Source organism: Acidovorax sp. 62, assembly GCF_002754495.1.
In the GTDB taxonomy this organism is placed as follows: Bacteria; Pseudomonadota; Gammaproteobacteria; order Burkholderiales; family Burkholderiaceae_C; genus Acidovorax.
In genome coordinates this window covers 126,677-138,764 of sequence record NZ_PEFJ01000001.1, presented here as the reverse complement: position 1 = coordinate 138,764, position 12,088 = coordinate 126,677, and the positions used below count along the sequence as shown (strand labels likewise).

The window sequence follows — 12,088 nt, the reverse complement described above, 5'->3', positions numbered from 1 at the left end:
CACACAGCCTTCTTTTCACATTGTTTTCACAGTTCAAAAAGTGATCCAGTGTGGATGTCGGCTTGCCGTGCCTTGCGGCTCTGTGCAACTGCATCTGGTTGGGTATGTGGGCCGTCCACATCCACAGCGGCACCCGCCGCGTGCAAGGTGGCCACCCTCACCCCCAGCAAGCGCAGGCGTTTGTCCAGCGGAACGCGCTTGAGGCACTGCCCCGCCGTGCGCCGGATCAGGGCCGCATCGCTGGTGGCCACGGGCAGCGTATGGTCTCGCGTGGCGGTCTTGAAGTCTTCGTAGCGCAGCTTGATGCCAATCGTCTTGCCCACATAGCCCTTGCGCTGCAGGTCCTGCGCCACGCGCTGGCACAGGTCGGTAAAGATGCGCGACAACTCGGCCCGGTCGCGCACGGCATGCAGGTCGCGGTCAAACGTGGTTTCGCGGCTCATGCTCACGGGCTCGCTTTCGGTCACCACCGGGCTGTCATCGCGGCCCCAGGCCACGCGGTGCATCCAGGCCCCGGTGGACTTGCCAAAGTGGCCTATCAACCACTGCTCATCTTGTTCCGCCAATTGACCGATGGTTTCGATGCCCAGCCGCGCCAGCTTCTCGCCCGCCTTGGGGCCAATGCCATTGATCTTGCGCACATTGAGCGGCCAGACCTTGCTCTGCAGGTCCTCCTCGTAAACGATGGAAATGCCGTTGGGCTTGTTGAACTCACTGGCCATCTTGGCCAGCAGCCGGTTGGGCGCCACGCCAATGGAGCAGGTCAGCCCCGTCTTTTCAAAAATGCTTTTCTGGATGAGCCGCGCCAGCACCCGCCCGCCTTCGCGCTGGCCACCGGGTACATCGGTGAAGTCGATGTACACCTCGTCCACGCCCCGGTCCTGCATCACCGGAGCGATCTCGGTGATGGCGCTCTTGAAGGTGCGCGAATACTTGCGCACCTCTTCAAAATCCACCGGCAGCACAATCGCCTGCGGGCACAGCTTGGCTGCCTTCATCATGCCCATGGCCGAGCCCACACCAAACTGCCGCGCCGCGTACGTGGCCGTGGTGATCACGCCCCGGCCCACATAGTCCTTGAGCAGCGGAAAGTCCTCCACAGGAATGAAACATGGCTCCCTGGGCCCCGAGCCATCGGGGTTCTGCAACAGCAAGTCGTCCACCTTGCGCCGCCCGCCCCCAATCACCACGGGCAGGCCCTTGAGCTGCGGGTAACGCAACAGCTCTACCGAGGCGTAGAACGCATCCATGTCCAGGTGCGCAATGCGGCGGCGCCCGACGGGCGCAGGGGCGTCAGTAGGAGCGGTATCGGCAGTGGGCTTTGCGGAGGGTTCAGCGGTCACGCCATCTATTTTGCGCGGAGGCAAGACAGGCTGCTGACATCCCAACGCATGGGCCTGCAACGGTCAACGCGCTGCGTTGCGCCGCTCTCCCAGGGCCATGGCACCCAGCATCAGTGCCACACCCAGCACCTGCAGCGCACGCAGTGGCTCATCAAAATACACCGCATCCATGCAAATGGCGACCACAGGGTAGGCAAACTGCAGCACCGCCACACGCGCTGTGGGCAAGCGGGCCATGCCGACATACATCAACGTATAGGCTAACGCCGTGTGGACCAAACCCAGCCCAGCCAACCACCCCCAGGCCGCCCCCCAGGCGGGCCAGCCCTGCTGCCAGGGCTCTAGCCACAGCACCGCAGTACCCAGCGCGCATTGCCACCAGGCCAACACACCCAGGGGCAGGGCCTGCAAGCGCTTGGCCACCAAGGTCACGCCTGCGGTGAAAAGCGCCCCCAGCAGGCACAGCGCCACACCCAGCCCATAGCTGCCCGGGCTGGCAGCGGCCTGGCCCTGCAGCACGCCCGTGGCCAACACCAGCCCCACCATGGCGCACAGCACAGAAGCCAAGCGCTGGCGCGATACCGACTCTTTGAGCCACCAGGCCCCCAGCAACAGCAGCCACAAGGGCTGCACATGGAACAGCACCACCGCCATGCCCGTAGGCACATGGTGCATGGCCGTAAAAAACAGCCACCAGCTAGCCAACATGCCGGTACTGAGCAACAACACCCAAGGCAATGCGCGCCAACCCACCCACAGGTCGCGCCACGCCCCACGCCAAAGCATCCACAGCGTGAGCCCAATCAGACCAAAGGCACACCGAAACCAGGTGGTGGTGAGTGGCGCAGCCTGCGCCTCGTGCACAAAAACACCAATGCTGCCCAGCAACGCATTGCCCAGCAGGAACCACAAGGTGCCCGACACCACCGAAGGCAACCCAAGGGAGCCAGGGCGGTCAGACACAGCCAAGAGACGAGAGGCCAATGAACGCATGGCGGCAGTGTGGGCCGCCTATCATCGCCAGCAAAGCGCATTATTCAAAACCCATCCGTTCGAATATCGAATACATCCCATGACATACCGAGACCTGCAATTCGATTGGCTGCAATGCCTGGTGGCGGTGGTGGACGCGGGCTCTTTGTCGGGCGCAGCCGCTGAGGTGCACCGCTCGCAATCCGCCGTCAGCATGCAGCTCAAAAAGCTGGAAGACGCCGTAGGCCACCGCCTGCTGGAGCGTGACGCACGCAAACAGCACCTCACACCACAGGGCGAAACCCTGCTGGGTTACGCGCGCCGCATCCTGGCACTGCACGCCGAAGCACAGGACGCCATGCACGGCGCGCCCCTCACCGGCCGCGTGCGGCTGGGCGTACCCGATGACTACGCTGCGCGCTACCTCACACCCGTGCTGCAGCGCTTTGCACCGCGCCACAGCGGGGTGGAGATTGAGCTGGACTGCGAGCAGTCCACCGCGCTGATCCCACGCGTGGCCAACGGCGATCTGGACCTGGCCCTCATCTCGCGCGACCATGCACGCCGGGGCATGCTGCTGTTTCACGAACCCATGGTGTGGGTGGGCTCAGCGCAGTTCGATGTGTGGGCGCGCGACCCGCTGCCCATTGCCGTGTACGAATCCGCCAGCCTGGCGCGGCGCGGGGCCATCCAGGCGCTGGCACAGCAAGGGCGGCGTTACAAGGTGGTCTATCACAGCTCCAGCCTGGCCGGACAGATTGCAGCGGTGGAGAGCGGCCTGGCGGTGGCCGCCCTCACCCACTGCAGCGTGCCGCCGCAGTTACAGGTGCTGGGCACCGAACATGGCCTGGGGCCACTGGCCCCCATGGAGGTCGCCGTGTACCGCAGCCGCGCCTCGCGCGGAGCCAAAGCCGTAGACCGGCTGCAGGCGTTGCTGGTGCAGACGCTGCGGCCATCGGGCATCTTGCCCGCTTAGCCTACCCAACTTGCACCGGCTCGAACCACCCGGCGCACGCCCCTTGCAAACCGCGAACAGGCGCTCAAGCAAAGGCCCTGCGTTGGGCCCGCAGTGCCTCTCGGTCAATGCTGGCCTGCAGCAGCTCCATGTCGGCGCGGCCCACGCCTTGCCGTGCAAAGTGGGCTAGCCAACCATCGACCACACGCACCACCTGCTGGATGAGTTCAACAGCCCGCGCGCGCTTGAGGCCGAATTCACTCAGCACAGTCAACGCATTTTCGAGGCTGGACTCCGCGCCAGCAAAGCCCACAGACATTGCCTGGTAGCCAAGGTTTTGCAGCGTGGGCACTACGTCGTAGGCAGGGGTCAGTTCATAGTAGCCATCCAGCCCCAGGCGCAGGCTGTGGTTGCGCTCATGGTCGTCGGTGTTGTCCATGAGGATGTTGAACACCATGCGCTTGAACAGCTCTTCACGCTGCGCCACCTGCGTGTCGGGGTGGGCCAGGCGCAGCAGCACCGTGGCCAGCGCGCTGTAGCTCTCGGGCAGCCGCGCAGCTCGCAGCGCCGTGCGGGCAGACAGGCAATGCAGACGGTAGCCATCCACACGGTCAAAACGCTCAATGGTCAACGCATGGCGCGCCTTGCCATGCCGGGCTGGGATAGGCAGCACGCCGGTGGCCGCCACGCGGATGCCTGCCTGCGCAGCCAGCGTCATGGTGGCGTGTTCCACCAGCGGCGTGTCCACCGCATCATCCTGCTCGCTGAACTTGATGACACAAGGCCCCGCATCGGTTTGCAGCAGGGTCTTGGGGCGCGCGCCGCCCAGCGTCACACCGGGCTGGATGAGGCGCTGCATCTCAGCGGTCACCGGGGCCTGGGTTTGCAGGTCTTCCATGGCGGCGCTCAACTGCGCCAGGTCCCGCAGTTGGGGATAGGGGCCCAAGGCGCGAGGCACGTACCGATCTGCAGAGACCGAAACACCCAGCGCGCCGAACAGGTCATCGCCCGCAAACAGCAGCATCTCCAGAATGGACAGGCGCGCGGGCCGGTCCACATGGCGGATGATGCGCTCGCCCCAACGGTCGGGCCGGGCATCGTCAATGGCGCCGGGCGCACTGCTTCGCTCACCTGCGGTGAACGCCTGCCCTGGCACCAAGGGCAAGTCCTCACTCAGCGGAAAGTGCCACCAGCCTTCGGCATAGCGAAAGGTGGCGCAGTCGGCCACGAGCTGGGACAAACGCAACTCGCCCACCAGGGTGGGCTGCGCGGGGTTCACCAACGCCCAGAGATAGAGCTGGTCTTGCGGCACATAGCTGCGGGCATTCACCCCCACGCCCGGCTTCATCGCGGGGCCTTGGCAGGGCGAGGTTGCATGAGCGCAGCCAGCCCGACTGCCGCAGCCGGGACGGGGCGAGATGGCACAGGCGTGGCTGCTGTGCTGGCGCCGGGGCGCGCTGCATCTTTGGCTGTTTTGCGCGTGCCACGAACGCGCGTGACCTCCCGCTCCAGCGCGGCATGGTCGTTCTGCGGCGCAATCACATCGGCCACCGCCACCGCCGGGTTCACCAGCCACATACACATCACATAGCTGGCCATGGCCACGGACGGATCACCCCGCTCAATGCGTGCCATGGTGGGCTGAGAGACTCCCAGCCGCCGCGCCCATTGGGCCTGCGTCTCGCCCCGCCGCTTGCGGGCGATGGCGATGTGCTGGCCTAGCCGTTCAATCTGCTGCAGGACGGCCTGCGGGTACTCGGCAGGGCTGGTGTTTTTCTTTGGCATTCATAGATGGTAGCAAAATTCACTTTTAAAGCAAATCTATGAATATTTTCAATCAAAAACACCAATCAAGCCAAATTTTGGCATCGGCAAATTATTCATAGAAGTTGATTAATCAGTAATTTTCAAACTTCTATAAATCAATTTATCGCTTGGCCAGCGCCGCGCTGCGGATGCCCTGCAGCGTGCCGGTGGGCGTGATCGCCTCGGGATCGATCAGGCAGTGCAACACGCTGGGCAAGCCGCTGGCACGGGCGCGCGCCAAAGCGGGGGCAAAGTCTTCCGTCCGCTCCACCCGCTCGCCGTGGCCTCCAAACGCCTGGGCGTAGGCCTTGAAGTCGGGGTTCTTCAGTTGCGTGGCGCTCACGCGGCCCGGGTACTCGCGCTCCTGATGCATGCGGATGGTGCCGTACATGGCGTTGTCCAGCAGCACCACGATGATGGGCAGGCCGTACTGCACGGCGGTTGCAAATTCCTGGCCGTGCATCAGGAAGTCTCCGTCACCCGCAAAGATCACGACCTCGCGCTGCGGCCACAGGCGCTTGCCACCCACGCCCGCGGGCAGGCCGTAGCCCATCGACCCGCTGGTGGGCGCCAGCTGGCTCGCGTAGGTGGTGAAGGGCCAGAAGCGGTGGATCCACGTGGCGAAGTTGCCTGCGCCGTTGCAGAAGATGGTGTCGGCGGGCAGCACGTCTTTGAGGTGCTGCATCACCTGGCCCATTTGCAGGTTGCCAGGGATGCGGATGGGGGCCGGGTCGCTCCAGGCGAGGTATTCGGCATGGGCCGCTTCAGCGTGCGCCTTCCAGGGCACTGCCGCCGTGGGCCGCACAGAATTCAATGCAGCAGTGAAAGCCTGTGGCGTGGCGTGGATGGCCTGGGTGGGGCGATACAGCTTGCCCAGCTCGTCCGCATCGGCATGCACATGCACCAGGGGCTGCGCGGGGGTGGGAATATCGAACAGCTCATAGCCCTGCGACGGCACTTCAGACAGCCGCCCACCCACCACCAGCACCAGGTCGGACGCCTTGATGCGCGCCAGCAGCTTGGGGTTGACGCCCAGGCCCAGGTCGCCGCCGTAGCAAGCGTGTGTGGCCGGGAACAGCATCTGGCGGCGGAAAGAGCAGTACACCGGGATGGACCACGCTTCGGCAAACGCGGTGAAATCGCGCACCGCCTGCTCAGACCACCGGCTGCCGCCCAGGATGGCCACGGGATTTTTGGCGGCTTGCAGGCGCTGCGCCAGCTCGGCCATCTGCGCTGCGCCGGGGTGGGTCTCCGCCACCTGGTAGGGCAACGCATCGGCCACAGTGGCGGCCTCGGTCAGCATGTCTTCGGGCAGCGCCACCACCACGGGGCCAGGGCGGCCCGAGGTGGCGACATGGAAGGCGCGCGAGATCAGCTCCGGCACGCGCGCCGGGTCGTCAATCTGCACCACCCACTTGGCCATGGTGCCGAACACCGCGCTGTAGTCCAGCTCTTGAAACGCCTCACGCCCCATCGCTCCGCGCGCCACCTGACCTACGAACAGGATCAGGGGCGTCGAGTCCTGGTGCGCAATGTGCACACCGGCCGACGCGTTGGTGGCGCCGGGCCCACGCGTCACAAAACAGATACCGGGCTGGCCGGTGAGCTTGCCCTGCGCCTCGGCCATCATGGCCGCGCCACCTTCCTGGCGGCACACGGTCACGCCGATGTCGGCATCGTGCAGGGCATCGAGCACAGCCAGGTAGCTTTCGCCAGGCACGCAAAACAGTTGTTGTACACCGTGGGTGATGAGCTGCTGCACCAGGATCTGGCCGCCGGTGCGTGGGGTGAGTGAGGACGTGTTCATATCAACGGTATCGGGTCAGAAATTCAGAATCAGAACAGGGCCTGGCAGGCGCGTTGGATGCGTGCGCAGGCCTCTTGCAAGTCAGCCGTGGACGCAGCGTAAGAGATGCGGAAGTATGGCGCCAGCCCCAGCACCCCGCCGGGCACCACGGCCACATGGTGCTCGCGCAGCAGGTAGGCGCAGAAGTCGGCATCGGTGCGCAGCAGCATGCCGCCTGGTGTGGTGCGGCCCAGCACGCCTTCGCAGCTCGCAAAGGTGTAGAACGCGCCCTCCGGCACACGGCAGCGCAGGCCGGGCGATGCATTGAGCGACGCCACCACCAGGTCACGCCGGTCCTGGAAAGCTTGGCAGCGCTCCCGCACCACGTCCTGCGGCCCCGTCAGCGCCGCCACGGCCGCTGCCTGGCTGATGGACGAAGGGCACGACGTGGCCTGGCTCTGCACCACCGCCATGGCTGCAATCAGCGCCTTGGGGCCTGCGCCGTAGCCCAGGCGCCAGCCCGTCATGGCATAGGCCTTGGAGACGCCGTTCACCGTCAGCGTGCGATCGCGCAGCGAGGGCAGCACGGCAGCGGGCGTGGCAAATGCGCGCCCGTCGTACAGGATGTGTTCGTAGATGTCGTCCGCAAGCAGCCACACCTGCGGATGGCGCTCCACCACTTCCAGCACGGGCAGCAGCTGCTCGGCACTGTAGGCGGCCCCGCTGGGGTTGGAGGGCGAGTTGATGAACACCCAGCGCGTGCGCGGGGTGATGGCGGCCTCCAACTGCTCGGGTGTGATGCGAAAGCCATTGGCTTCGGTGCAGGGCACCACCACGGGTACACCGCCTGCAATCAGCACCATGTCGGCATACGAGGTCCAGTACGGCGCGGGCAGGATCACCTCGTCGCCAGGGTTCACCGAGGCCATCAGCGCGTTGTAGAGGATCTGCTTGGCACCCGCGCCTGCGGTGATCTCGTTGAGCTGAAAGTCCAGCCCGTTGTCGTGCTTGAACTTGTGCTGGATGGCGGCCTTGAGTTCGGCCGTGCCGTCCAGCACCGTGTAGTGCGTCTCCCCCCGCGCCATGGCCTGCTGCGCGGCCTCCAGGATGTGTGCGGGCGTGTCGAAGTCGGGCTCGCCCAGGCCCAGAACGATCACGGGCTGGCCCTGGCGCTTGAGCTGGTTGGCCTCTTGCGTCAGGCGCACGATTTCCGAGACGCCGATGGCGCCCAGGCGGTCGGCCGCGCGGAAGGCTGTGGCGGGGATGGCAGCGTTCATTGCTGGTAGGTCTCCAGGGGCTTGTCGTTGGGGGTGGCGAACAGCTGGCGCAGCGTGGTGCCCAGTGGAAGGTTCAGGCTCATGTTCTTGGGCGGAATGGGGTTCACAAACCACTTGGTGTAAATCTTTTCCATCTCGCCGCTTTGCATCAGCTTGGTTAACGCACCATCCACCGCAGCCTTGAAGGTGGGGTCGTCCTTGCGGAACAGCAGTGCAATGGGCTCGGCACCCAGCGGCTCGCCCACGATGCGGTAGGCCGAGGGGTCCTTGGAGTTGGCAATCATCCCGGCCAGCAGGTTGTCATCGAGCACAAAAGCGTCGGCGCGGCCTGTTTCGAGCAGCAAGAAGCTCTCATGGTGGTCCTTGCCCAGCACAGTCTTGATGGGCGCGCCACCCAGCGCGCGCTCTTGCTTGCGCAGCAATTGCACGGCGGTGGTGCCGGTGGATGCCGCAATGGTGCGGCCTGCGAGCTGGCTGATGGACTTCAGGTCCGAATCCTTGCGCACCGCCATGCGCACTTCGCTCACATAGGTGGTCACCGCAAACGCCACCTGCTGCTGGCGCGCGGTGTTGTTGGTGGTGGGGCCGCAGCCGATGTCCAGCGTGCCGTTTTGCACCAGCGGCAGGGTGTTTTGCGCCGTCACGGCCATGTATTCGAGCTTGGCGTCGGGCGCGATTTCCTTGAGCACGCGCTCGCACAGCTCCACGTGGTAGCCCACGTATTTTTCGTTGGCGCCCAACGCGTAGGCCATGGGCGGCGAAGTCTCGCGCACGCCCAGCACGGCCTTGCCAGATGCCTTGATCTTCTCCAGCGTGGGCTGGGTGACCGTCTGCGCCAGCGCGGGGGCCGTGGCCATGCAGGCCAGGGCCAGGCCTGCGGCGAGCGCGGTGAAGGTCTTGCGGGAAATTGCCATGTCGTTGTCTCCGTATGTTTTGTGGTTGGCAGGTTGAGAAAGGGGTGAGGGAAAACTGGCGGTACCGATGGTGCTCAGATGACGTTCTTTTCGAGCAGTGGTGCGTTGCGCGCAATGCGCTCGATGGACAGCGGCGACAGGTCCAGGCTCTGGTAGCCGCCCGTCAACATCCACTCCGCCAGGCCACGCCCCACCGCAGGGCACTGCTGCAGGCCGTGGCCCGAAAATCCGTTGGCAAACACCAGGTTGTCGCACGCCGAGTGCAGGCCCACGATGGCGTTGTGGTCAAAGGTGTTCATCTCGTAGTAGCCCGCCCAGGCGCCCTGCATGCGCAGCGCCTCAAAGCCAGGGATGCGCTCGGCCAGCGCGGGCCAGATGTGGTTGTCAAACGCGTCGTACTCGGGCTCCAGCGGGGCAAAGTCGGCGTCGTTGTCTGCGTCGGGCGCAAAGCCGCAGATGAAGCCCTTGCCCTCGGGCCGCAGCCAAATGCCACTGGTGTCGATGAGCAGGGGGCAGCCCGGCAGCGCCGCAGGGCTGGCCAGGTTGAAGACGGTGCGGCGCTTGCCCACCACGGGCAAATCAATTCCCGCCCAGCCCGCAATGGCGGCCGCCCAGGGGCCACCGGCGTTAACAGCGTAGCGGCAAGGCAGCACGGCGCCGCTTTGCAAGCGCACCGCGTTCACATGCAACACGCCGTCGCTGGCAGCCGTGTCGAGGCCCACCGCCTCGTCGGCCACATAGCGCACGCCCTGGCTCTGTGCCTTTTTGCGCAGCGCGGTCAACAGCAGGTAGCCATCAAACCAGCCCTCGCCCGACAGGCCCAGCGAGCCCAGCACCACGTCCTGCAGCGCCAGCCAAGGAAAGCGCTCGGCCAGTTGCTGCGGGCTGAGCAGCGCCACATCGGCACCGTACTGCTTTTGCAACGCATGGTTCTCGCGCAGCGTGGCCTCGCCCGCCTGGGTGGCCAGGTACAGGTAGCCGCCTTCGTGCAGACCGATGTCGGGCACATCGCCGTTGCAGGCCAGCAGCGTGCCCACGTTGCGCAAAAACCCGATGCCAAACGCCGAGATCTGGATGTTGATGTCCGTCGAGAACTGCTGGCGGATGGAGCTGGCCGACAGCGCCGACGATGCACGTGCATAGGTCGGGTCGCGCTCGACCACTACCACCTCGCAGCCCGGTTGCTGCAGCGTGAGAAAGTACGCAATGGCACTGCCGATGACACCACCGCCGATGATGACGATGGGGGAAGAATCAGAGTTCATTCAAAGATCTCGCGGTGCAACGGCCCTTCGACAGGCTCAGGGCGAACGGGGGATGCGACACCACCCGCCCCAACCACACCCCACCCGTTCAGGCTGAGCCTGTCGAAGCCAGGGCGTGTGCCTGCGCAGCCCTTCGACAAGCTCAGGGCGAACGGCGTTGGCACTCAAACCAAGAGCCCTCACACGTCAAACGTAACACCCTGTGCCAGCGGCAGTGCGGTGGAGTAGTTGATGGTGTTCGTCGCGCGGCGCATGTAGGCCTTCCAGCTGTCCGATCCCGCTTCGCGCCCGCCGCCCGTTTCCTTCTCACCGCCAAACGCGCCGCCAATCTCGGCGCCGCTGGGGCCAATGTTCACGTTGGCAATGCCGCAGTCCGAGCCTGCGGCAGACATGAACAACTCGGCCTCGCGCACATTGAGCGTGAAGATGGACGACGACAGGCCCGCGCCCACGGCGTTGTTCATGGCGATGGCTTCGTCCAGCGTGCTGTAGCGCACCACGTACAGGATGGGCGCAAAGGTTTCATGCAGTGCGGGGCCTTCGTGTTTTTGCAGCTCCACCAACGCGGGGCGCACGTAGTACGCATCGGCACCGCCGATGCCTTCCACGCGGCCACCACCGTGCACTGTGGCACCCAGCGCACGGCTTTGCTCCAGCGCCTTTTGCATGCCGTCAAAAGCCATGCGGTCGATCAGCGGGCCCACCAGCGTTCCGGGCGTGCGCGGGTTGCCCACCTGCACATTGGCGTACACCTTGGCCAGCTGAGGCACCAGCTGGTCGTAAATGCTTTCGTGCACAAACAGGCGGCGCAGCGTGGTGCAGCGCTGGCCCGCCGTGCCCATGGCGGCAAACGCAATGCCGCGCAGGGCCAGGTTCAAATCGGCCGTGGGCGCCACAATGGCGGCGTTGTTGCCGCCCAGCTCCAGAATGCCGCGCGCAAACCGCGCTGCCAGGCGCGGGCCCACGGCGCGGCCCATGGCGGTGGAGCCCGTGGCCGACAACACTGGCACTCGGGCGTCATCCACCAGCACCTCGCCAATGTCGCGCTGGCCCACGATCAGCTCCAGCAGGCCTTCGGGTGCGTCGGCGCCAAAGCGTGCGAACTTGGCGATTGCGCGCTGCGCAATCGCGTGCGTGGCCAGGGCGGTGAGCGGGGTCTTCTCAGAAGGTTTCCACACCACCGAATCACCGCACACCAGCGCCAGCGCGGCGTTCCACGACCACACGGCCACAGGGAAGTTAAAGGCCGAAATGACGCCGCACACGCCCAGCGGGTGCCAAGTTTCCATCATGCGGTGGCCGGGGCGCTCGGTGGCAATCGTCAGGCCGTATAGCTGACGCGACAGGCCCACGGCAAAGTCGCAAATGTCGATCATCTCCTGCACCTCGCCCAGGCCTTCGGACGGGATCTTGCCCGCCTCGATGGTCACCAGCAGGCCGAGGTCCGCCTTGGCGGCGCGCAGCTCTTCGCCCAGCAGGCGCACCAGCTCGCCCCGGCGCGGTGCGGGCACATTGCGCCATGCCAAAAAGGCCGCATGCGCACGGCCGATGGCAGCGGTGGCATCGGTCGGGCTTTGCTGTGGCACCTGGGCCAGCACCTCGCCCGTGATCGGCGAACGTGCAGCCAGCGTGCCGCCGGTGTAGGCGGCGCGGGGCACGCCCAGGCGTTGCAGCAGTTGATCGACTTCAGACACAAGAGGGGTGATGGCAAGGGTGGCAGACATGGCGACTCGCAAAGGTGAAGGGGGTGCAGAAAAACAGATCAGCGCA

Annotated in this window: 10 protein-coding genes; 1 reads left to right on the top strand and 9 read right to left on the bottom strand. The window is 65.4% G+C overall.

The genetic code is table 11. The features are described from left to right. Positions 1-26 precede the first annotated feature (26 nt). Together CLU86_RS00570 and CLU86_RS00565 are read right to left on the bottom strand one after the other, a co-directional pair. On the bottom strand, positions 27-1,250 hold the full coding sequence (locus CLU86_RS00570) for a DNA polymerase IV (RefSeq protein WP_233195180.1): 1,224 nt from the start codon (positions 1,248-1,250) through the stop codon (positions 27-29). A 156-nt stretch (positions 1,251-1,406) separates the two neighbouring features. Next, a complete protein-coding gene (locus CLU86_RS00565; protein ID WP_099740210.1) occupies positions 1,407-2,336 on the bottom strand; it encodes a DMT family transporter in 930 nt (309 codons plus the stop codon). Positions 2,337-2,415: 79 nt separating this feature from the next. Here CLU86_RS00565 and CLU86_RS00560 point away from each other — a divergent pair, with 79 nt between their 5' ends. Then, positions 2,416-3,291, top strand: coding sequence for a LysR family transcriptional regulator (locus tag CLU86_RS00560; RefSeq protein ID WP_099740209.1), 876 nt, complete (start codon positions 2,416-2,418; stop codon positions 3,289-3,291). A gap of 64 nt (positions 3,292-3,355) precedes the next feature. Here the strand turns inward: CLU86_RS00560 and CLU86_RS00555 are convergent, their stop codons facing one another. The 7 genes from CLU86_RS00555 to CLU86_RS00525 form a co-directional block, all read right to left on the bottom strand. Then, positions 3,356-4,618: a type II toxin-antitoxin system HipA family toxin gene (locus CLU86_RS00555; protein WP_099740208.1), complete on the bottom strand. Its 1,263-nt coding sequence runs from the start codon at positions 4,616-4,618 to the stop codon at positions 3,356-3,358. Next, on the bottom strand, positions 4,615-5,055 hold the full coding sequence (locus CLU86_RS00550) for a helix-turn-helix transcriptional regulator (protein ID WP_099740207.1): 441 nt from the start codon (positions 5,053-5,055) through the stop codon (positions 4,615-4,617). Before CLU86_RS00550 ends, CLU86_RS00555 begins: the two co-directional genes overlap by 4 nt. 142 nt (positions 5,056-5,197) lie before the next feature. Next, positions 5,198-6,883: a thiamine pyrophosphate-binding protein gene (locus CLU86_RS00545; protein ID WP_099740206.1), complete on the bottom strand. Its 1,686-nt coding sequence runs from the start codon at positions 6,881-6,883 to the stop codon at positions 5,198-5,200. Positions 6,884-6,912: 29 nt separating this feature from the next. Next, positions 6,913-8,139, bottom strand: a complete 1,227-nt coding sequence (locus CLU86_RS00540) for a pyridoxal phosphate-dependent aminotransferase (protein WP_099740205.1) — start codon at positions 8,137-8,139, stop codon at positions 6,913-6,915. Then, complete coding sequence (locus CLU86_RS00535) at positions 8,136-9,053, bottom strand: amino acid ABC transporter substrate-binding protein (protein WP_099740204.1); 918 nt, start codon at positions 9,051-9,053, stop codon at positions 8,136-8,138. The genes CLU86_RS00540 and CLU86_RS00535 overlap by 4 nt, the downstream gene beginning before the upstream one ends. 74 nt (positions 9,054-9,127) lie before the next feature. Then, entirely contained in the window at positions 9,128-10,318 is a 1,191-nt protein-coding gene (locus CLU86_RS00530; protein WP_099740203.1) for an FAD-binding oxidoreductase, read from the bottom strand. Positions 10,319-10,497: 179 nt separating this feature from the next. Then, a complete protein-coding gene (locus tag CLU86_RS00525; protein ID WP_099740202.1) occupies positions 10,498-12,042 on the bottom strand; it encodes an aldehyde dehydrogenase family protein in 1,545 nt (514 codons plus the stop codon). Positions 12,043-12,088: the final 46 nt, after the last annotated feature.

Excerpts from the sequence above, each read along its gene's own strand:
- CLU86_RS00550 (WP_099740207.1), bottom strand. The coding sequence starts at position 5,055 with ATGCCAAAGAAAAACACCAGCCCTGCCGAGTACCCGCAGGCCGTCCTG.
- CLU86_RS00525 (WP_099740202.1), bottom strand. The coding sequence starts at position 12,042 with ATGTCTGCCACCCTTGCCATCACCCCTCTTGTGTCTGAAGTCGATCAA.
- CLU86_RS00530 (WP_099740203.1), bottom strand. The coding sequence starts at position 10,318 with ATGAACTCTGATTCTTCCCCCATCGTCATCATCGGCGGTGGTGTCATC.
- CLU86_RS00570 (WP_233195180.1), bottom strand. The coding sequence starts at position 1,250 with ATGGATGCGTTCTACGCCTCGGTAGAGCTGTTGCGTTACCCGCAGCTC.
- CLU86_RS00565 (WP_099740210.1), bottom strand. The coding sequence starts at position 2,336 with ATGCGTTCATTGGCCTCTCGTCTCTTGGCTGTGTCTGACCGCCCTGGC.
- CLU86_RS00545 (WP_099740206.1), bottom strand. The coding sequence starts at position 6,883 with ATGAACACGTCCTCACTCACCCCACGCACCGGCGGCCAGATCCTGGTG.
- CLU86_RS00540 (WP_099740205.1), bottom strand. The coding sequence starts at position 8,139 with ATGAACGCTGCCATCCCCGCCACAGCCTTCCGCGCGGCCGACCGCCTG.
- CLU86_RS00560 (WP_099740209.1), top strand. The coding sequence starts at position 2,416 with ATGACATACCGAGACCTGCAATTCGATTGGCTGCAATGCCTGGTGGCG.
- CLU86_RS00555 (WP_099740208.1), bottom strand. The coding sequence starts at position 4,618 with ATGAAGCCGGGCGTGGGGGTGAATGCCCGCAGCTATGTGCCGCAAGAC.
- CLU86_RS00535 (WP_099740204.1), bottom strand. The coding sequence starts at position 9,053 with ATGGCAATTTCCCGCAAGACCTTCACCGCGCTCGCCGCAGGCCTGGCC.